We start from the raw sequence: 21,309 nt of genomic DNA, 5'->3' as shown, positions 1-21,309 counted from the left end.
ACTTACACAAGACACACCCTGCTTCCGCTGACTAAGGATTCGGGCGACCACGGGTGCCGGACACCACGCTGATCCTTCCTTACTTCGTATACGTTCACGCAACACACCGGGATGTCAGCGTTTGTAACTGGCCCTGGCAAGCAGAAAGGGGGCGAGAGGATGGCGCACCGTCAGGCCACACGATGCCATGCGCCATTTTGGTAACGCTCGATGCCATGCTCCGCCATGCGATGGACGAATACCCAGGCGTTCTCAACCAGCGCTGCAACGTCTGGCTGCCGACCTACGGCAGCTTCAATGCGATCGGCGGGCGCATCAATAACCACGGTCAGGCGCAGGGGCTCGTGGCGCCAGCAAGTGCCGTCATGAACGGATTGCAGCGGCAACCCTATCCTGAGATCCGAACCATTACCTTCAACCACGCCCACATGGCCGCCAACAACGGAGTGCAGGAGCTTGTTCCCGGCACCGTAGACGTCCGGTACCGTTACCGACCCGAAATATTGCAGGTTGATCCAGTTGGCGACCAGAAGGGGGGCCGCCAGAAGGCTCTCGAGGCTCTGGCCGTCTTCGTCTGAGAGGGGATCGTAGTCATGCAGGAACACCCTCCCCGCCAGGTCACAACCGCGCGTGCGACTGCGCTTCGCAAAGATTATGGCAGCATTGCCTGCCAGGCCCCATTCCGGTCGAACCTCCGACCAGTCCCGCGTTCGCGTTTCCATGGCTTCGGTCAGACTGTCCGATTCCCCGTTTTCCTGGCCTTCGCCCAGCCTGAGGGATTCCGCGCGCTCATTGCGAGCCCGCGCACCGGCCTGCCTGAAGCCGTCCTCAAGGTCCGCCAGTTTTTGAAGGTGGGTATGAGGCACCTGGTCTCGATCAGCGAAGGTCACCCGGTCGGTCACGGTACAGTGCTCCGCAGCCACCGCCCAGGTGTGATCCGGAATGCGTATGCCCTGCTCCGACAGGCCAGCCCGGACCATCGGATCATTGAACAGCTTCGCCGCCAACCGCGCACTGACGCCGCCACTCTGGCCTCCACAGGCGCCGCATTCAAGTCCTGCCTGGTGGGGGTTGTTGTCGGTATGACTTCCGTGGCCCACGAAAACCAGCAAGGGTGCAAACCCATCCGTCAGTGACATGCCGCGTAGCATATTGGCGACCAGCGCCGTTTTTTCCGGGTCCATTAACGGGTCCCCGCCAAGTTCATGAACCAGCAGTGTTTCCTGGTCATCCGTCTTCGGTCTGGTACGGCCCCGTTTGAGCGTGTCCTTGATCAGCTTCCACGCCCAGGCGAGCCCGGTCGTCTCCACCAGCGTGAACGTCGAGAGACTGCTGTATTTGGCCTTGCGCACGGTTTCCCGGGTAATCTCACGCTGGTCTCTGGCACGGTTCTCCGCAAGATCCGCACGCAGATTTCCCCGGGTGTCAATCAGGCGATAAGGAGCCGGTAAAAGCCCGGGGAGCCGACGAACCGGCTCAAAAGGCCCATGCCTCTGGTGCGCAACCGGCATGCCAAAAAAGCCGGCAAACCCGAGGGTCTGTACTCGCGGCATCACCGCTTCAAGGTGTCGGCGCATCACTTCCGAACGCACATCGATACAGAACACGGCCTGCGCATCGGGAATAGCCGGCGGAGGCGCCGGTGCCCAGCTATTGTTGGGGCCGTTCTTCAGCGTACTGAACAGCGCCTTCTGATACCCAAACTCCAGTGCCCGCTGCCAAACCCACCGCGGGCGCCTGTCCTGCCGGTGCATGCCATGGCGGCTTCGCGACCGCTCCAGCTGGTTTTTCTGGACGACCGATGCAAACCGAAGAGCGGCGGCCTCCCACACCAGCATCACCGCCAGCAGCTCACCCAGTCGGTCGGAGTGACGCCCTTCAAGGGCGCCCCGCCAATCCAGTCCCCGGCACCAGGAGGCCCAGCCGTTTACCCGGAGTAACAGGCTGTGGCACAAAGCCAGAAGCTCGTCGTCAGACAGCCCGAGGGCTGCGGTCGCCTGGCTAACCGCTCGATCCCGGTTATCCGGAACCGCCCTGAAAAACGCTCTCACACCGGCCAGCCCCGTGGTGAAATCCAAGGCAAGGTCCTGCCGGACGGAATCAAGCCAGAACCCGAACAGCCCGGCGGACTCGCCAGAGACGTGCTCCTCGGCCGACCACCGGGCCTGACGTTGATCGAAGAAGGCCCCGCACACGCGGGCCACCTGATCACTGACAATCTGCACGAGCGGTTCTGCGGTGCCGTCACCCGCGAACGTATCCAGAATGCTGACCGTGACACTTGCCTGGGCATTCTCATGCTTGTGGGACTCTCGGGCTGAGGCGCGGTCCAGCCACTCGAGGTACCATGAGGGATCCCGACGCTCACCGCTTTCGGCAACACTGGCGGCCAGGTCCTCCGGCTGAATCCTGCCCTGCTGCCAGGCCTCCCGATAGAACGCCACCGGCATGAGAAGACTGAAACCGCCGCGCTCCTGAAAACTATCGTCCGCCTGTTCCGCTGGCAGGTCTCGCATTCCCCAGAAGGGGTTTACAGCGATCCACTGGTCCAGCGGCCACACCGGTGCAATCAGCTCGCAGGCTTCACGGAACGGGCGTTGCCAGGACTGGTCGCAGTTCGAATGCTCCGGTATCGAGTCCGCAACACCGCTCATGGCGCTCATGACTCTTCCTCAAGCCGGAACGGATGATGCGGCACCCGCTTGAACACCTGCGGCACCCGGAGCGCCTCGGCAGCGAGCAGATGCGTGAAACGGTCGAAAGGCAGCGCCAGATAGAGCCCGTGGCGAAAATGTACCGACAGCGCCTGAGTGACCCGGAGTTGCCCGCCAAACGCAATACACAGAGCGCACAGCGCCAACAGCAGCACCATGACAGCGCCTGTCACATAGCCCGCCAGAGGAATCGAGAAGCCGCTCTGTTCCGGCACCGCCGGTCCCAGCAACAGATGCAGCATTGCGTAGAGCGGCACCAGGGCCAGAGCCATGGCAGCCCCCGTGAATTTCACGCCGTTCGTAGCGCCGGCCGGTATGCCCATGGCTGAAGCGGCAACTGCCAACACCAGCAGCAGACCAAAAACCAGGTTGTACTCAACAATCCAGGGTGCCCACCAGAGGATAACGGCGGCCACCAAACCGGTGCCCACGCCAAAAGAAACGCGGTGCCCGGCTGGCAACTCGGGCAATTTCCTCGCAGAGGAAACCACCACGGTGCGCCCGGACGCCAGGAAGGAGTGGGCCTTGTACAGGGAATGCGCGAGCAGGTGCAGTAGCGCCAGCGTGTAGGCACCCATGCCGATCTCAAACAACATAAATCCCATCTGCGCGCAGGTAGACCACGCCAGCGCGTGTTTGACAGAAAACTGGGTCATCATCGTCAGCACCGCCACCACGGCAGTGAAACCGCCCACCACAAGCAGAATCATGTGGCCGGCGGTAAAACCGTCGAATACCGGGAACAGACGCAGCCACAGGAAGCCCCCCAGGTTGATCACGCCCGCGTGGAGCAACGCCGACACCGGGGTGGGCGCTTCCATCACCCGGATCAGCCAGCCGTGAAAGGGAATCTGCGCACATTTGAGGGCCGCCGCCAGGGCCAGCGCAACAGAGGCCACCGTCAACGCCGTGGAGCCACCGGCCCGGGCCGCTTCGCTCTGCACCATATTCTGCACCATATCCGGCAGAAGGAAGGTGTCGTACTGCAGGTAGAGGGCAATAACGCCGGTGATCACCAGCGCGTCCCCCACCCGACTGACAATGAACTTTTGTACCGCAGCCACGCGCGCTTCCGGGCGATCCGGATACAGGGTCAACAGGTGATGCAGCGCCAGGCTGACGCCAATCCAGGCACCGGCAAGGATCAGTAGATGATTGGTGAGCACCAGCACCAACACCGAACCGACCGTAACCAGGAACCAGGGCAGAAAACGCTCCCGTCCGGGATCCTGGCGGAGGTAGTTATCCGCGTAGCGCAAGATGACCCAACCAACGAAGGCCACCATGAGAGCCATCCACACGGCCACGCCGTCCGGGTAAACACCGAACCGTGCAGCCAGCGCGCCCAGCTCGGCACTGCCAAACAGCCACGAGTCCAACATGAGCATTGCCGCAACCGCCAGCGTCGACGCCATAGACGCCAGCATCAGCCAGCCGGCCAGCCGCCAATAGCGGTCAAGCTGTAGAGGGTTCTGCAGCCAACCGGTCAGTGCCGCCAGCACGAACAGGCTCACAGGAAAAAGCAGCCAGAGGGCGAGCGCTACCAGAGATGACAGTTCGGCGATCGGGTTCATGATGGTAAACCTCCTGAACCGCTACTTTGCCTGCGTTCTTCATATATAAAAAATGGTTTATAATTATCACTTCATTCTATTTTTTAGAACGGTTAGCCATGAAGCTGAACTACCATCACCTCTACTACTTCTGGAGTGTCGCGCGAACCGGGCACCTCACCCGCGCGGCCGATGCGCTCCATATCTCCCAATCGGCGCTGTCGGGCCAGATCAGAAAGCTTGAGGAAAGCCTCGGGCATGACCTGTTTATCCGTGAGGGACGACGCCTGAAGCTCTCGGAGGCCGGACGTCTTGCGTTTTCCTACGCCGAAGAGATCTTCCGACAGGGCGAAGAGCTGTCCGCCCTGTTTGATTCCGGGGTGCGACCAAATCGCGAGGTGCTCAGGATCGGCGCGGTGGCCACGCTGTCACGAAATTTCCAGGAAGGCTTTCTGCAACCCTTGCTGGACCGGGAAGATCTGGAACTCAGCCTTCAGAGCAGCCACATTGACGAGCTGCTCCGTCGACTGTCCGCACATCGTCTGGACCTGATCCTCTCCAATCAGGCCGTCCAGGGTAGCGAACAGAACCCATGGCGTTCCCGGCTTATTGCCAAGCAGCCGGTCAGCATCATCGGGCCCTCGGGCATACAGGTTGAAGGCGAGTTCGCCGACGTTGTGCGCGGCAGAAGCCTCATTGTGCCTGGCCCGGACAACAACATACGCCAGGCCTTCGACCAGCTCTGCGAGTATCACCGGCTGCGGCCAAATATCGCGGCGGAGGTGGACGACATGGCCATGATGCGACTTCTGACCCGGGACACCGGACACTTCGCCATCATGCCCCCCGTGGTCGTTCGGGACGAGCTGAGAAGCGGTGCCCTTGAGGACTATGGCGCCCTGCCCGGCGTGTTCGAGGAGTTCTACGCCATCAGCATACGCCGGCAGTTCCAGACAGCCGCACTGCGGGAGCTTCTGGCCCAGCCCGCCGAGAACTTCCTGAATCAGGACTCGGTTGATCTTTCTTACTAACGGCGCTGTCAGAAAAAGTCATCCATCAGTGTCTCCCGGCTCCGTATACTGGGCCCAATCCATGACAACAACAAAACCGGATACTCCAGGATGAGCCAACACAACCCTTCCCAGCCCGCCATCGTCATTATCGGTACCGGTTTCGGTGGCCTGGGCATGGCCATCACGCTCAAACAGGCCGGCTACAACAACCTGACGATCCTTGAGAAGGCTGAAGACGTGGGCGGTACCTGGCGCGATAACACCTATCCGGGCGCGGCCTGCGATGTGCAGTCGCATTTCTATTCCTTCTCCTTTGAGCCCAAGCACGACTGGTCCCGCAAGTTCGGGCTGCAGCAGGAAATCCTCGGGTACATGCACCGCTGCGTGGAGAGGTACCAGTTGGGCGATCACCTTCGGTTCAATGCCGAGGTCGCCTCCGCACGCTTCGACGATCAGAGCAATCTCTGGACCCTTACCCTGGCGAGCGGGGAGCAACTTCTCGCCGACGTGGTGATCACCGCAACGGGCCAGCTCAACCAGCCGGCATGGCCGAAGCTGGAAGGACTGGAACGCTTTCAGGGCCGGATGTTTCATTCCGCTCGCTGGGACCACGATTACGACCTGACGAACAAACGGGTAGCGGTAATTGGCACCGGGGCCAGTGCCATCCAGTTCGTGCCGGAAATTGCACCTGAGGTAAAGCAGCTCAACCTGTTCCAGCGTTCGGCGGCCTGGGTGCTACCCAAGCCCGACCGGCCGTTCAAAGCATGGGAACAGACGCTGTTTCGGAAAGTGCCAGCCTGGGACCGACTATATCGCTACCTGATCTACTGGAAGAACGAGAGTCGGGCCCTGGCGTTCACGCGGTTCAACGGGTTGCTGGAAGTGTTTGCCAATCAGGCCAGGCGGGAAGTCCGAAAACACGTGACCGACCCGGAGAAGCTGGCGCACATCATTCCCGACTACCAGATCGGCTGTAAGCGCATTTTGATATCCAATGACTGGTACCCGGCCATCAACCGGCCCAATGTGGATCTGGTGACGGACCCAATCAAAGCGATTGACGAGCAAGGTGTGCTGACCCGCAGCGGCAGGCACTACCCGGTGGATGCCATTATCTGTGGCACCGGGTTCCGGGCCTCAGAGTTTCTCTCACCCATTGAGGTCATCGGTCGGGGCGGCAAAACCCTCAACGAGGCCTGGCAAGCCGGAGCGTCGGCCTTCAAAGGCATGACCGTCAGCGGCTTTCCCAACCTGTTCATGCTCTATGGCCCGAACACCAACCTGGCCCACAACTCCATCGTCTACATGCTGGAATCCCAGTTTCGCTACATCCGCACGTGCATCAACGCATTGCAGAAGTACCCCGGCGCCGCCATGGATGTCCGCCAGGATCGTCAGGACCGATTCACCCGGGTAATCCAGCAAGGCCTGCAGCACTCGGTCTGGAGCTCCGGTTGCACCTCCTGGTACCTGGACGAAAACGGCCACAACAGCATCAACTGGCCCGGTTTTACCTTCACATACCGCCTTTCAACCCGGCGAGTGGATACCGCCGACTATCAGTTCATCAATCCATTGCACAACAACCACTGAGCCGGACACGGCCAGAGCTATTGCGGTTTCTTGCAATTCATAGGATGATTGGTTAATCCGATAGAGGGATGATAGGCCAATGTTGCAAAGAATTCGTAAGGGATCTCTGGTGGAGACCGCCATAGAGAGCCTGAGAGGCGCCATTGAAGACCGAGTCTGGTCAGTCGGCGACCGCCTGCCAGTTGAATCGGAGCTCTCGGAATCGTTGGGAGTGAGCCGCAACACCGTTCGCGAGGCGGTCCGGGTGTTGGTGCACGTGGGCATGCTGGAGACCCGCCAGGGTGATGGCACGTACGTGCGCGCAACGCGGGATGCCGGCGAAACCTTGCGGCGTATCGCCCGCACCCAGCTGGCCGACCAGTTGGAGGTACGCATCATGCTTGAAACCGAAGCGGCAAAGCTGGCGGCCTCGCGCCGCACCGACGAGGATCTGCGCAGGATGACCAATGCGCTCGATGCCCGCGCCAAGGCCGGCGCTGTACTGCCCTTGCGTATCCGACATGACGAAGCCTTCCACCACGCTCTGGTGGCGGCGTCTCATAATTCCGCACTGGTGGAGCTGTACGACTACTTCTCGCATGCGGTAAGCCTCACCATCGAGCAAACAGAAACCGACTCGGACCTGCCAGAACCCTCGCAAGAGGACCACGAGCTGTTGCTGGCCGCCGTTCGACGCCGCGATACGGGCAAGGCCGAACAGCTTGCCCGGCAGTTGCTCGCTCCCAGCCTCAGGGCCCTTCAGCGTCTGGAAACGTAATCCATGAAGTTCCGTATCGACACCTTTACCCTGCTTTTGCTCGGTGCCATTGTTCTGGCGACGTTCCTGCCTGCCACCGGACAGGCGGGTGATTTGCTGGCCAAAGCGGGTACCGTAGCCGTTGCCCTGCTCTTCTTCTTTCATGGCGCGGCACTTTCCCGGGATCAGATCATCGCCGGTGCGACCCACTGGCGCTTGCACATCCTCATTACCGCACTGACGTTCGTCTTCTTTCCCCTTGTCGCCCTGCCCATCAACGAGCTGAGCAACATCGCGCCGGCGTGGATGCCAAAGGATCTCGGGCTCGGCTTTTTGTACCTCGGTGTGCTGCCGTCGGCGGTGTCTTCCTCCATTGCCTATACCGCCATGGCGCGAGGCAACGTGCCGGCCGCCATCTGCAGCGCGGCTGCGTCCAACGTGTTCGGCATGATGCTGACCCCGTTTCTGCTCCTGCTCCTGGTCAGCACTTCCGGCGGCGGGGACTTTTCCATCGCAGAGGCACTGAAGGACATTGTGATGCAGCTGCTGCTCCCCTTTGCGGTCGGGCATGCCATGCGTCCCTGGCTCGGCGGATTCCTGTCCCGCAACGAACACCTCATGGCCCGCTACGATCAGTGCGTTATCTGGCTGATTGTTTACTCGGCGTTTTCCCACTCGGTGGAGAGCGGACTCTGGCAGAACCTGCCCGTGCAGGCCATTGTTCTGGCGATCCTGCTTTGCCTTGGCCTGCTGCTTCTGTTCATGGTGCTGGCGCGGTTTCTGGTACGACGCTTCGGCTTCAGCCTGGAGGATGAGGCGGCGGTGGTATTCTGCGGCTCCAAGAAAAGCCTGGCTTCAGGCCTGCCGATGGCCAAGGTGCTGTTCTCCGGCCACCCGGGCTTCGGCATGATCGTGCTTCCGATCATGTGCTACAACCAGATTCAGGTGATTGTGGGGGCGATTCTCGCGCAGAAATACCGGGAAAAGATCGAGCGGGCCAACGCGGAAAAGACCGGTTGACCGGCGTGCGGGTTGACGAGCTGGCGAGCTGAAGGAAGGGAGGCCTCAGCCGCCTCCCATACCGCCAAACAGCGAGGCCAGAATGACCAGGCCGACAATCCAGCCGATCACGGCCGGCCAGAAGTTCACCATCTGGGGCGGCTGTTCCGGCAACTCTTCGGACTCCTCACCCTCGGCGCCCTCCCCACCAAGGCGCCCGTCCAGCGGGTGCGGTGCCTGCTCCGGGCTGAACCAGCCAAACCACTCCCCAAGGAAGTGAGCAACGGGCGATGGGAAGGACCCGTTTTCAGCCATGGGCCTGAGCTGTGGCTCAAGCTGCCGACCGATTTCCGCGCGCAGTGCAGGCTCGTCCGCCGGTGGCTCGCACAGAATGGCCTTCCAGATGCCGGCGTCCTTGCTGCGGGTTGCATCATTAAGTAGCGCTTTGATCTGTATGACGACCTCTCGCACCACCTGCCCTTCATTGGCATCGAGCGGACGGTTTGAGGACTCTGCAGCCGGCTCTGGCGCGGCAGAAGACACTGGCGTGCCGGTTTCCGGCAGCTCCGGAGTTGCCTCGCTTCGGGTTTCCGGCGCGGGCTCGGGGGCTTCGCCAACCGCCTCGCGGAACGCCTGGTCCAGTCGCCGGGCCTCCTCGTCGGAGGCGAATTTGAGCTGCTGCTCGTACGCATCCTGGATTTTCCGGCGGTCGCCGGTAGGGTCAATTCCGAGGATCTCCCAACAATTCATACAACCTGAACTCCAAGCCTGACATTCATTACATTTTGGAGAGACAAAACGCCTGTAGTCCCTTACGATAGTCCCGAAAAGACAAAACACTCGATAAGACTTTCACCCGGCTACGGGTCCCCAGACAACTGAACTTGGCAAAGTATAAAACGTCCACCATGCATCATTCTAAAAAAATATTGTCGGTGCGTAGCCACGGTTCGAACATGACCGTTTTCGGCGCCGCGCTCGCTCTCACCCTTTTTCCACTCGCTGGGCATGGACAGCCTGACTCACCCGACCTGACCGCTGGTTTGCTGGCATTACACGGAGAGCAGACCGAAATTCCCGAAGTGCTCACAACCACACGTCTGCGCCAGTCCAAGCTTCGGGTCCCCGGTACCACCACCATCATCACCGGGGACATGATCCGCGAACTCGGAATCCGGAACCTTCAGGAAGCCCTCCGGCTGGTGCCCGGCATGGTCGTGGGCCACTGGGGTAGCACCAACCCGGTGGCAACGTACCACGGCACCTCCCAATACGAACAGCGTCGGCTTCAGGTCCAGATTGACGGTCGCACCGCGTACCGGATCAGCCTTGCGGATGTTGACTGGCTCTCGATGCCGGTAGCTATCGAAAACATCGAGCGCATCGAGGTAAGCCGTGGCCCCAATTCAGCGGCCTACGGGATCAACGCCTTCCTCGGCAGCATCAACATCATCACCCGCTCGCCCCAGGATACCGCGGGGGTCGAAGCGTTTGCATCCGCCGGGTCCCGGGGCTATCTGCGAACCTTTACCTCCGTTGGCGACGCAGACAACGATAAAAGCTGGCGACTTTCTTACGAGAAGCGCAAATCCAACGGTTTTGACAATCAGGTAGACGGTGGCGAAGAGATTCCGTTCCACGACGGCCACGATATTAACAACTTCAATTTCGACAGCGTGGTACGGGTAGACCGACAGCATTCCGTCGAGTTTCGCGCCGGCGCACTTGAAGGCGTGAACGAGGAGGATCTGGAAAAATCCGGCAAGCTCGGGGCGACCACCAACCCCGACATCCTGATGGACGACTACTATTTGCACGTCCGCTTCAACGGAGCAACCTCCGAGCGCCATTTCTACCATGTCCAGGCCAGCTACCAGAACCAGCGCCAGAGACAGCGTTGGTCGGTATCGATTCCCGCGGCCAATATAAATGCGCTGCTGCCACCGGAGTTCCCACCGTTCCCAGAGAACCAGGGTCCTTTCATAGCGGATCTGAATGAAGACATCGAAGAGACCCGTCAGGAAATCGAGATCCAGGACACCCTGATTTTCAGCGACCAGCTGAAACTCGTTTCCGGCGTGGGTTATCGAAAAGACACCTTCGATTCTGAAACTTTTTTCAATGGTGAAGGTAACAACTACCAGTCCCGGATTTTCGCCAATACCGAGTATTCGCCGTACCGATGGCTCACGTTTAACCTGGGCGGCAACTGGGAGCAGACCACGACCACCAACGAGGACTATTTCTCTCCACGGGCCGCTGCCAACTTCATCTTCAACAACAACCATGCGCTACGTTTCGTCTTCTCAAGAGCGGTGAGAACACCCGACGCCTTCGAGCAGGAACCGGACTGGTCCTACCGCCCGAGCAACGTTCGCCCGCCGTTCGAAGCCCTTGAAGGCCAACGCATACTGGTGGAAGACCTGCTGGATCCAACCACCTCCACCTACGGCCAGGAACTGGAGGAGGAGTGGATTACATCGAGGGAAATTAGCTACTTCGGACAGTTCCACCTTGATCGTGCACTGCTGTCGGTGGAGATTAGGTACTTCAACGACTACTTTCGGGACATGATAAGCGGCGTAATCAACGAAGAGGAATGGTACATCGCCAACAACGTGGCTTTGGAGCAGGAAGGCGCGGAGCTGGAAGCGTCCCTGGACTTTTCCGGCACCCGTCTGAGGGCCACGTATGCTTACCTCGAACAGGACGGTCGGTACACGGGTGACCCGAACGCTCTGCCAGAAAGAGCACAGCGGCGCGCTGTCGATCTTCTGGGTCGACTCTCTGCCAGAGATTCGGGCAGTTTTGCCTGGATACAGGATCTGCCCGCCGGGTTCATGGGCTCGACCGCTTTTTATTGGACCAACGAAGTTCGTAATACCCGATTTGAGCGCGCCGATTTCCGGCTCGCCCGTCGAGTAGACAGAACCGACTATAGTTATGTTCTGGCTTTTGTCATGCAGCATTACCTCAATCCCAAGCCATGGATCAGCCCGGACAACCGGATTGAGGATCACAACCAGTTCTTCGTTGAGGCTGGAATCCGTTTCTGAGTCTAACAGGGACAACGTGAACCCCGGACGGTATGGAACGTAGTTATAGCATGGAAGTGCGACAAACTGATCAGCGCTCGTTACGCCTCCTTCCGGTGGCGCACCGTGCACTAGCGTTTCTTTTTCTGGCGCTGCTGGTACCGATGGCAGCGGCCCAGGAACCGTCCGTACAGACGGTCTACTTCGCAGGCTCGGGCAACGCCGCCCTTGACCAGCACCTGGTCCAATTGCTGGAACAGGAGCTTCCTGCTGATACCACGCTAGAAAAAGTGTCTGACGACCACCTGCCGGCCATCACCTCCCGGCCCATTGTGACCGTCGGGCCCGCGGCCTTCACACGCGTGCGCCAGGCCAGCCGTTCGGCTCCCATACTGGCGACCCTGGTAGACAGGGAATTCATCAGCTCGTTTGCCGAGCGCGCTCCGGGCCAGATCTCAGCGGTTTATTATGATATTCCGCTGATTCGCCAGGCTCTGACCGGCAAGGCCATACTGCCCCAGGCGACCAAGATTGCCCTCTTGGCCACCGCCGATTCCGTGGAACTGTACGAACCACTGATCGATGAACTCCCTCGCTTCGGGCTGGAGGCCCGGGTATTTCTGGTAGAGCGTCCTGATCGCCTTATCCCCACACTGGTAAGGGCCCTGGGGTATGGTGACTTTCTACTGGCAGCGCCTGACAGTGCCATTTACAACCCGCGCACCATCAAACATATCCTGCTGACAGCCTATCGCCGCAATCAGATTGTCATCGGACCGTCGCAGGCTTATGTCAAGGCCGGCGCGTTGGCGTCAAGCTATGCACCATTTCCTGAAATGGCTCGCCTGACCGGCGACTACCTGGCCGAGTTCTTTGAGTCCGGCGCCTTTCCGGAACCCACTTATCCGGAGCAGTACCGGGTAGAGATCAACGAGCAGGTGGCCAGGTCCATGAACATTCCCTTGCCGGGCCGGGGCGAGATCGCCGAGCGGGTAAACGCCCAGTTGGCGAATGAGGGGGAGACGGCGGATGACTAGAAGGTCGGCTCAGCAACGCCCGCTTTCCCGTAAGCTCCTGCTGCTTGGCGCCCTGCCGGCGGTGGTTATGTTCATCGTGTTGATGGTGTTCTTCACCTCGGCCCGATTGGCCGACGCTCGCAAGGACCTGGCGGAAAGCGGTCAGCTCCTGGCTGACAGCCTGGCCCCGGCCCTGGAATACGCGGTCGTGTCCGGGAACACCGAAGCCCTGGAACAGATCCTGTCCCAGTCGTTGCGACGCAGCAAAACAGACTGGATTCGTGTAACCGATGTGATGGGTGAGCAGCTCGGTTTTGTTTCCAATGGCCCGGTAAACCTGGAGGCCAAACACCAGGATTATTATGTGTACGAGTCCGAAATCCTGCAGCAGCCGCTGGAGATGGGCTCGGGCCGCACTGCGGAATGGTTTGAGCCGGATTATGGCTTTGGTGGTGGCTCATTGAGGGTCGGCACCGTGGAGGTGGGCGTTGACGTCGATGTGCTGACCAACCGGCGCCATGACATTCTGTGGACCTCCATTGCGGTCGGGATCTCCCTGCTGATCTTCACCATACTGATCATCAATCATTACCTGGGAACGATCCTGGCACCCATCCGGGATCTCGCCGGCCGCATAGGCAAACTTACCAGCGGTGATTACCGGGAACGCCCCTTGAATACCCACCAGACCTCCCGGGAAGTGGTCGAGATCGAGAAGCAGCTTAACCAGTTGGCCAGCCACCTCGTCGACCTGAAAACAGCCAGGGATCAAACCGTGGCGGCCTCTGAACACGCGCGCGAAAAGGCCGAGGCGGCCAACCAGGCAAAGTCCGAGTTTCTGGCCACCATGAGCCACGAATTACGGACCCCGCTCAACGGCGTACTCGGGATGGTCGACCTGATCCAGGAAGAGCCCCTCACCCATCGCCAGCGCGACTATCTGAATACCGCCAGACAGTCCACGGAAGACCTGCTCACCGTAATCGGTGACATCCTGGACTATTCCCGGGTCGACAGCGGCACCCTGCAGCTCGAGAATCAGGAATTCGACCTGAAACAGTTGATCTCCAACTGCACCGCCACGTTCCGCTACATGTCCGAACAGCAGGGCCTGGCACTCAATCTCACGTTTTACGGAGACTGGCCGGACAACCCAAGGGTGATCGGGGACCCGGCGCGCCTCAGGCAGGTGCTGGCCTGCCTGATCGACAATGCCATCAAGTTTACCGGGGATGGGTTCATTAACATCCAGGCAGGCTCCTTCCCCCTTGAGGAAAACTGCGTAATCCTCAACTGCACGGTGAGCGACTCCGGCTCAGGCATACCCTCGGAGCGCCTGCCGGACATCTTCAACTCCTTCGAGCAACTGGATGGCGGCAACAGCCGACTGTACGGCGGCACCGGCCTCGGCCTGTCGCTGGTGCAGCGTCTGGTGGAACTGATGGGCGGCCACATTCAGGTGGAAACGGATCTGGGCAAAGGCTCCTCCTTCCGCTTTGAGCTGCCGTTCGAGCTTGCCAACCCGGGCGTCCGTTCCGCTCCCGCTTCACCGGTCGCACGGGAACCGGCCGACAAGGTCAGCCACGCTTTGGTGGTGGAAGACAACCCGGTCAACCAGCGGGTGGCGACGGCCATGCTCACGCGGCTGGGATTCCAGACGGACTCTGCCAATAACGGCAAGGAAGCACTGGAGAAAGTGACCAACAATCACACCGGTTACGACATTATCCTGATGGACTGTCAGATGCCGGTGATGGACGGGTACGAGGCCACCCGCTACATCCGTGAGTGGGAGAAGAGCAACGGCCAGACAGGAACACCCATCATCGCCCTGACCGCCGACGTCCTTCCCGGAACGGAGAGAACCTGTCTCGAGTGCGGCATGAATGACTACATCGCCAAACCGGTGCGCAAAGAGAATCTGCGGGAAACCCTGAGCCGCTGGATCCAGCTGTAGCAGAAGCCGGCGCCCAGAGGGACGGACGCCGGAGCCCGGGCCCTAACTCGCTACCGGTTCCCGCATGGTAACGAACTCTTCGGCGGAGGTGGGGTGAATGCCCAGGGTGGCGTCGAACTGGGCCTTGGTGGCCCCGGCCTTGATGGCCACGGCCAGCCCCTGGGTAATCTCTCCGGCATCCGGCCCCACCATATGGGCGCCCAGAACGCGGTCGGTCTGGTCATCCACCACCAGCTTCATCAGGCATCGCTCATCCCGGCCACTCAGCGTGTGCTTCATGGGCCTGAATTCCGAACGGTAGATCCGTAGTCTGTGGCCCGCCTCCCTCGCCTCTTCCTCGGTGAGGCCAACGGTGCCGATATTGGGCTGGCAGAAGACCGCCGTTGGTATGGCCGAGTAATCCATCTCACCCTGGCCGTCACCAAACAGCCGGCGGGAAAGCACCATGGCCTGGGCCAGTGCCACCGGAGTCAGTTGCGGCGTACCAATCACATCACCCAGAGCGGTAATGGAGGGAACGGCGGTCTGGAAGTGTTTGTCCACCACCACATGCCCCGAGCCGCTGAGCTGAACACCGAGATCGGTAAGCCCGAGGCCATCCACCAGCGCCCGACGCCCGGTGGCCGCCATCACCAGCCCCGTTTCAAGGGTTTCGCCGTTATTGAGATGTACCCGGTAATGGGCGTTTTCCGCTTCCACGGACTCAATCGTCACGCCAAATCTCAGGTTAATGCCTTTCTTGCGCATTTCCTGCTCGGTAAAGCGACGGATATCGCCGTCAAAACCTCTGAGGAACAGATCGCCCCGATACAGCAGTGTGGTTTCAACACCCAGCCCGGCCAGGATACCGGCAAACTCCACGGCGATATAACCGCCACCCCACACCACGGCATGCTTGGGCAGTTGCGGCAGATAGAACATCTCGTTGGAGGTCAGGATGCATTCCTTCCCGGGAACGTCCGGCACCACCGGCCAGCTGCCGGTCGCCACGGTGATGTGCTTCGCCTTGTAGGTATGGTCACCGACCACCACGGTGTTGGCATCCCTCAGGGTCGCGGTACCCTGGATGATGGTCACGCCGGCGTTCTCCAGAAGGCGGCCGTAGATGCCATTGAGCCGTTCGATCTCGGCGTTCTTGTTGGCGACCAGTTTGGGCCAGTCAAAGCGGACATCGCCCAGGGGAACCTGCCAGCCATAACCGGCGGCGTCCTCCAGGTCTTCATGCACGTGGGCGCCGTAGACGAACAGCTTTTTGGGTACGCATCCGACATTGACACAGGTACCGCCGAGATACCGGGATTCCACCACGGCCACTTTGGCGCCACGCTGGGCAGACATGCGGGCAAGCCGAACCCCGCCGGAGCCGGCTCCAATGACGATCAGATCAAATTCCTGCTGGTCAGACACAGCAACTCCCATTACCAAATGAAACGTCAGTTCTGGCCGGGCGCGGCCGATTTGCTTTCCGGTTGAACTTCACGGAACAGCACATGATCTTCAAAATCCCCAAGCTGGATCTTGCCCAGGCTTCGGAAACCCTCGGATTCGTAAAACGGCAGGTAGCGGCTGTTGCCGGTGTCCAGCACAAGACCACTGCCCCGGGGATTCTCCGAACAAAGGCGTTCGACGGTTTTCAGCAACAGCCGGCCATAGCCGCGATTCTGATACGCCGGATTCACGCCCATCAGGGGCAACTGGTGAGCCAGGGGTTGCGGCAACAGATCGCGAATCTTCTGGTGATAATCCAGGTAGCGGCGGGTGGCGGCAAACCCCGTGGTCAGCACCATCCGGATGCGCCAGCTGAACTGGTCAGCCAGGTTCATCCGCAGTTCCGGATCACCAATGAAGGCGACCGCAACCAGGGTGTCGTTCACCATCACTCCCACCGCGTCCTGCCGCAACTCGTAGTACAGGTCGATCAGTTCCCGGATCGTGGCCCTGACCCGCTGCTCATAGCCCGGCCGGCGATGGTCAAACAGGTACTGGAACGTCGGTTCATTCCGGTAGGCATGATAGAGAATGGACCGGGCCTCGTTAGCCGCGGTTTCATCCAGCCGAACAATGACAGGCTCAGGCTGATTCCTGTTGTCGCTACCGTTGGTCATGGCGTCCTACTCCTGTTGCAGTTCCGGAAACCGGCCCGGAGTTATTCTTGTTAAATCCGCGCACTGGATCAGATCGTCAGCGTTAAACGAACAGATACCCGCCCCGGTTCATTGGCCCGGTCCATGGCAGCCTGGTCTATAACCACGCCATGATCCGCGCTCAGCCTTTCCAGCCACGCGGCCACCTCGGCAAACGGCGCGTTTTCCAGCCAGACCCGAATGGCGTCTTCGCCACTGGGCTCAAACCGTTGCAGGGAAAGCCCCGCTTCGCCCGCCGAGCGCGTAACCAGCGCCATCAGGGCCCGGCCATCCGCCGGCTTGTCTACGGATGCCGCCTGCGTATCACTGCCAGCGCCACCCAGGCGCCGGATGGTCTGCTCGTTGGCTTGCATCCAGGCCAGCAGTTCCCCGGCGTTCTCCCGGGCGCTGACCGCTTGTTCCTGAAACTCGGCCGCCGGCTGCCATACCGCAAAATAGAGAATGGCCAGAAACACTGCCACCGCGAGCGCCCCGAGCGCCTGCTGGTCGCGTCTCGGCAACTGGTCATACTGGGCAATCAGTTTGCCAACGGCGGGCTGATCCTTGAGTCGAGAAAACATGGGTTCAACCTCCAGAAACCGTCAAACGGCCGCGGGCACCGCTGGCTTCGTTTACCACCGAGCCAATCTGCGCTTCCAGCCCCTGGCTTGCCAGGCCGTTGCGCAGGGCACTCAGCCGATCATAGCTGTCGGCCCGAACATCAACAATCAACTCGCCCCGGGACCGGCTGTAGTTGACCGAATTGAAGTTCACAGACCGGGTACCGGGCAGTTGGGCGTATTGCTGGCCGGTGTATTTCATGAGGGTGATAAAGCCCATGTCGGGCCCGCTGGTGCCAGCCACCCGAAGCTGACCTTCAATCACCCGCTGCACGTTCCCGGCATGGGTGCGACGATCGTTCGGAAAGGCATCCCGGTATATGGCCATGGCTTCCGCCCGTAGCTGGTCCGCCTGGTTCTGGTAGTAGATCCCCATACCCACATTGAGAGCGACCTGAACCCCGAACCACACGGCAGCAACGGCGATCAGGGGTTTCCAGGGGCGAAGCGGACTTGCCCGATCAGAATTGGCGGCAAACACCCCCTGGCACAGATTAATCGGCTCGCACAGGTGATGATGGTAGGCATGAGCCAGCAACTCCAGCGGCATGAGTTCGAGGGTTTCGGTACGAAGAGCGAGGCGGCCGGAGGCGCCCAATTCGGAAATGGCCGACTGCTGAACCTCCAGCTCCTCTTCGGTGCCGTACAGGGTAACGGGAATCTCGGCGACCACCTCCTCGGCCGACGGTGCTGCCAGGGTGTGGGCAAACATGCCCAGATTGGCCGACTGCATGCTGAGCCATTCGCCCCGGTCGCTGATCATCATCGCCGCCTCGCCATCCAGGCAGATGGACCAGCCGCCCTCGGTTCTGGGCAACAATGCCGCATCCGGGAAAATGGCGTCGAGGCGCACGTGGTCCCAGTCGCTGAACAGCTGCACCCACTGCGCCATCTGCTCCCGATCAATCGCCGCCACCCGATAACCGGCGTCTGTGTGTTTCCCGAGCGCCAGATGAACGGAATCGATGTCCTGGGCAATCTGCTCCTCCACCGCATAGGGCAGCGCCTGCCGGATAAACCGGCTCTGCCTGGCCGGAATGTCGGCCAGGCAATAAAGAGCTTCCTCACCCGGAATCAGGCCAATCAGCAGCACATTGTCGAGCGCGTTCTGCGCCAGCGTCTGCTCGATTCGATCGCGGCTGTCACCGCTGCCCCGGGCCTGGGAGTCACCACTGGCATCGTGCAATACCCAGTTGAACAGCTGGGCATCCGGATCCTGATCAACGTCCGCGAACGGTGGAATCGGGCGAACATAAAGGCGGTAAGACATGGTTATCCTTCTGAAACTGTATAGGGCTCTTTGGTGATCCTGTTCTTCTGCCCGGTGTCCCGATGCACTGTCCGCACTTCACCTTCCGGGGTCCGGAATACGGTGCTGACCATATTCACAACGCGGTTATCGTAGGTAATCCGCGAGACAACTTCAAAAAACCGTGTCTGCAGCCCAAGGCCAACCGACTTCAGCCCGAGCCCGGCAAACTCGGGAAGCGCCAGAAAGTCCTGCAGGTTTTCAAACCGCTCTTCCTCACGCCTCTCAAGGATAGCCGCGGCCTGCGCATCCGTCAGCTCCTCGTGCAGGGACCGGATCACCATGGCGGTGGCGGTGTTCACGTTGATACCGGCACCACTCACCGGCAGGGCCGCCACATGGGGCTGTAAGGCCTGGTAGATCTCCTCGGTCATGCCCTCAATCAGACGCAGCTCCGAAACACTGGTAAAAGGCTGGTTAGCCGCCCGGTAGCCCGGATCCGCCAGCAGGTACTGGCCATCTTCCGCACCGTAGGCCGTGACCGTCTGGTCGTCGGGGTCGATCCAGTCAATCAACGCATCCACCGACACCGCCGTGATGCCCAGCGCCCCGAACAACTGCACGAACCGCTGGCGCGCCACCGGATCCACCTGTCCGTTCGGGCCCACCAGGTCGTTCAGGTTCAGGCGCCCACCAAGATCGTCAATCTGGACTTCCGCCACACCATTGTCATCCAGCGGCAGTACCGCCGCGTTGGCCGCCCAGAACTCGTCCAGGCTGTCCACCATGGCGTTGTTTTCCTTGTCTTCCTCGAAGTCGCGGGTGAGGAGCTGCCGAGCAAACGCTTCCGCCCCCAAGGCAATGCTCAGGCCTTGTTGCTGTGCCAGGTAATGGCCAGCCTTGAATACCCGCAAGCTCTGCTGCTGGGTCATGCCCGAGGCCAGCATCACCACCAGGGCCATGGCCAGCAGCACCATGATCAGGGCAACGCCCCGCTGACGTCCGAAATCCGCCATAGGCTACTGGCCTCCCTGCGCCGGAGCTTCGGTGGGCTCGCCGCCCTGCTCCGCGGTGTTCGGTTCCTCGGTCTGCTCGGCCTCACTGGCCGCCTGATTGGCCTGGTTCACCGCGCCCTGGGCCACGGTCGGATCGAAATCGGGCAAGGCGAACGTTCGTACCAGGGTGCCGAACCGCTCATGCTCCAGGGTCAGTTCAATACCCAGAGGCAAAGGCGCGTCCGGCCGACTCCCCGGTGTCATGGACGCCATCACCTCGTCGGTGGGCCACTGATCCTGCCAGTTGCGATCGCTGTCCAGAAAGCGGATATCGACCCGATTCACCTTGTCCAGGAGCAGCACATCCCGGCCCTCCGGCTCCTGGGCCTGATCCACCTGGGACCAGTAATGGCGACGCAGTTCGCTGCCGGTATACTCCCAGCCCACCCGCTGTAGACCACTTCGACGAATACCCAGCGGATTACGCCAGCCCTGGCGAGTCAACAACAGAACGTATTCCTCCTGGCGGCTTGAAAACGCCGGCTGAAAGTCCCCGTAGAGGTCTCGAGCCGGGCGATTCACCACCTGGATAATATCCCGCTCCAGCAACAGCATGGCCCTCTGAAGGCCCGAGAACTGCTCGGCCAGGGCGTCCACCCGGTCGCGGGAAGTGACCACGCCGGTGATCACCTGCCACACACCAAGGCCAATCACCGCGGTAATGGTCACCGCAATCAACACTTCCAGAAGGGTAAAGCCCCGGGAGTTATACGGAAACGAGGCATCAACCTGGCGCATCACGGCACACCCACAAACGCGGAAAGCGTATGCAGCGGCACGGGCTCCTGGGACTCTTCCCGGTATTTGGCGACGCTCACCTCAATCCTGCGCATCTTGGCATCGGCGGTGGCCAGTATCGCCGTGGTGACCTGCCAACGGTAGGGACCAAACTCCGTATCCCGGGAATTTTCCGAGATACCCGGCAGCGTTTCCTGCAGCCGCAACTCGTTGATCCGGTTATCGGCCAGCCACCCCGCCAGGGTTTTATCCCGCACCCGTTCGTAACTGGCAATGTACTGGCTGCCCACCTGCGCCGCTGCGGTGGCAATCAGGCCGAACACCAGCAGCGCCACCAGCACCTCGATAAGGGTGAATCCCGCTTGCCGATTCACGCGTCGCCCCCGTCGTCTCCGGGTTTGCGCCACTCCATGGGCGACACACCATCCGAGGCCAGCACATGGGTGGTCTCAGCGCTCGAGCCCAGGGTGAACTCCAGTTCGAAGGGCGTGGTTTCGCCGCTGGAAAAAAACACCACGTCAGGACGCAGCCGGTCTTCGGCCGAGGCCAGCCTGGGTGCGTCGTTTTCGATGAATTCAGTCACCGTCACCCATTCCGGAAGGTCCCGGGCCCGGAACATGCGCTCGCCGGAGGCTTTCCAGTCGCCAGTCTGATCCTCGAACGCCACAAACTGATACTCGCCTTCTTCCAGCCTGAGGCCCAGCTCCTGGTTGTTCAACACCGCCTGCTCGGAAGCGGTCTGCATCAGCAGGAACAGCTCGCGGACCTCATTTTCGAGTTCCCGCTGCTGGGAACTTCCGGCCATGGTGAACACCGCAAGCGCCGCCAGCAGGCCGATCACGACCAGCACCACCAGGATTTCAATCAGGGTGAAGCCGGTTTGGCGGGCTCGGGCCAGCACCCTC

18 protein-coding genes are annotated in these 21,309 nt (G+C 60.7%); 7 read left to right on the top strand and 11 right to left on the bottom strand.

From position 1 onward, the window contains the following. Positions 1-170: 170 nt before the first annotated feature. Positions 171-2,663: a YbcC family protein gene (locus BM344_RS01410; RefSeq protein ID WP_228143520.1), complete on the bottom strand. Its 2,493-nt coding sequence runs from the start codon at positions 2,661-2,663 to the stop codon at positions 171-173. After that, positions 2,660-4,288 (bottom strand): NADH-quinone oxidoreductase subunit L, encoded by a 1,629-nt coding sequence (locus BM344_RS01405; RefSeq protein ID WP_091985163.1) that lies wholly within the window; start codon positions 4,286-4,288, stop codon positions 2,660-2,662. Before BM344_RS01405 ends, BM344_RS01410 begins: the two co-directional genes overlap by 4 nt. 98 nt (positions 4,289-4,386) lie before the next feature. On the opposite strand from BM344_RS01405, the gene BM344_RS01400 reads away from it, so the two are divergent. From BM344_RS01400 to BM344_RS01385, 4 genes are all read left to right on the top strand, one after another. Then, positions 4,387-5,298 carry a LysR family transcriptional regulator gene (locus BM344_RS01400; protein WP_091985160.1) on the top strand — a complete coding sequence of 304 codons (912 nt, stop codon included), beginning with the start codon at positions 4,387-4,389 and terminating at the stop codon, positions 5,296-5,298. 90 nt (positions 5,299-5,388) lie between these two features. Continuing rightward, the gene (locus BM344_RS01395) at positions 5,389-6,876 is read left to right on the top strand and encodes a flavin-containing monooxygenase (RefSeq protein WP_091985158.1); all 1,488 of its coding nucleotides are present in this window, start codon (positions 5,389-5,391) and stop codon (positions 6,874-6,876) included. 79 nt (positions 6,877-6,955) lie between these two features. Continuing rightward, the gene (locus tag BM344_RS01390; protein ID WP_091985156.1) at positions 6,956-7,633 is read left to right on the top strand and encodes a FadR/GntR family transcriptional regulator; all 678 of its coding nucleotides are present in this window, start codon (positions 6,956-6,958) and stop codon (positions 7,631-7,633) included. A 3-nt stretch (positions 7,634-7,636) separates the two neighbouring features. Continuing rightward, positions 7,637-8,632 carry a bile acid:sodium symporter family protein gene (locus tag BM344_RS01385; RefSeq protein ID WP_091985153.1) on the top strand — a complete coding sequence of 332 codons (996 nt, stop codon included), beginning with the start codon at positions 7,637-7,639 and terminating at the stop codon, positions 8,630-8,632. 45 nt (positions 8,633-8,677) lie between these two features. On the opposite strand, the gene BM344_RS01380 is transcribed toward BM344_RS01385, so the two are convergent. Next, positions 8,678-9,361 (bottom strand): molecular chaperone DnaJ, encoded by a 684-nt coding sequence (locus tag BM344_RS01380; protein WP_091985151.1) that lies wholly within the window; start codon positions 9,359-9,361, stop codon positions 8,678-8,680. 206 nt (positions 9,362-9,567) lie between these two features. Here BM344_RS01380 and BM344_RS01375 point away from each other — a divergent pair, with 206 nt between their 5' ends. Genes BM344_RS01375 through BM344_RS01365 form a run of 3 tightly spaced genes read left to right on the top strand, consistent with a single transcriptional unit; the run spans position 9,568 to position 14,619 of the window. Then, positions 9,568-11,667, top strand: coding sequence for a TonB-dependent receptor plug domain-containing protein (locus BM344_RS01375; RefSeq protein ID WP_228143519.1), 2,100 nt, complete (start codon positions 9,568-9,570; stop codon positions 11,665-11,667). A gap of 50 nt (positions 11,668-11,717) precedes the next feature. After that, on the top strand, positions 11,718-12,683 hold the full coding sequence (locus BM344_RS01370) for an ABC transporter substrate-binding protein (protein WP_228143518.1): 966 nt from the start codon (positions 11,718-11,720) through the stop codon (positions 12,681-12,683). Next, a complete protein-coding gene (locus BM344_RS01365) occupies positions 12,676-14,619 on the top strand; it encodes an ATP-binding protein (protein WP_091985146.1) in 1,944 nt (647 codons plus the stop codon). The genes BM344_RS01370 and BM344_RS01365 overlap by 8 nt, the downstream gene beginning before the upstream one ends. 42 nt (positions 14,620-14,661) lie before the next feature. Here BM344_RS01365 and gorA read toward each other — a convergent pair whose 3' ends face one another. From gorA to gspH, 8 genes are all read right to left on the bottom strand, one after another. Further along, positions 14,662-16,038: a glutathione-disulfide reductase gene (gene gorA / locus BM344_RS01360; protein WP_228143517.1), complete on the bottom strand. Its 1,377-nt coding sequence runs from the start codon at positions 16,036-16,038 to the stop codon at positions 14,662-14,664. A 14-nt stretch (positions 16,039-16,052) separates the two neighbouring features. Next, complete coding sequence (locus tag BM344_RS01355) at positions 16,053-16,724, bottom strand: GNAT family N-acetyltransferase (protein ID WP_091985143.1); 672 nt, start codon at positions 16,722-16,724, stop codon at positions 16,053-16,055. 68 nt (positions 16,725-16,792) lie between these two features. Beyond that, the gene (gspM, locus tag BM344_RS01350; RefSeq protein ID WP_091985141.1) at positions 16,793-17,323 is read right to left on the bottom strand and encodes a type II secretion system protein GspM; all 531 of its coding nucleotides are present in this window, start codon (positions 17,321-17,323) and stop codon (positions 16,793-16,795) included. Positions 17,324-17,327: 4 nt separating this feature from the next. Then, positions 17,328-18,632: a type II secretion system protein GspL gene (gene gspL, locus BM344_RS01345; RefSeq protein WP_091985138.1), complete on the bottom strand. Its 1,305-nt coding sequence runs from the start codon at positions 18,630-18,632 to the stop codon at positions 17,328-17,330. A 2-nt stretch (positions 18,633-18,634) separates the two neighbouring features. Then, positions 18,635-19,627: a type II secretion system minor pseudopilin GspK gene (gene gspK / locus BM344_RS01340; protein WP_091985136.1), complete on the bottom strand. Its 993-nt coding sequence runs from the start codon at positions 19,625-19,627 to the stop codon at positions 18,635-18,637. A gap of 3 nt (positions 19,628-19,630) precedes the next feature. Next, positions 19,631-20,404: a type II secretion system minor pseudopilin GspJ gene (gene gspJ / locus BM344_RS01335; RefSeq protein WP_091985134.1), complete on the bottom strand. Its 774-nt coding sequence runs from the start codon at positions 20,402-20,404 to the stop codon at positions 19,631-19,633. Then, complete coding sequence (gene gspI / locus BM344_RS01330) at positions 20,404-20,778, bottom strand: type II secretion system minor pseudopilin GspI (RefSeq protein WP_091985131.1); 375 nt, start codon at positions 20,776-20,778, stop codon at positions 20,404-20,406. The genes gspJ and gspI overlap by 1 nt, the downstream gene beginning before the upstream one ends. Continuing rightward, complete coding sequence (gene gspH, locus BM344_RS01325; protein ID WP_091990657.1) at positions 20,775-21,305, bottom strand: type II secretion system minor pseudopilin GspH; 531 nt, start codon at positions 21,303-21,305, stop codon at positions 20,775-20,777. The genes gspI and gspH overlap by 4 nt, the downstream gene beginning before the upstream one ends. Positions 21,306-21,309 lie beyond the last annotated feature (4 nt).

Origin of the sequence: Marinobacter gudaonensis, from assembly GCF_900115175.1 — a bacterium.
Lineage (GTDB): Bacteria > Pseudomonadota > Gammaproteobacteria > Pseudomonadales > Oleiphilaceae > Marinobacter > Marinobacter gudaonensis.
The sequence above is the reverse complement of the archived record's forward strand: the minus strand, read 5'-3'. Positions and strand labels throughout refer to the sequence as shown.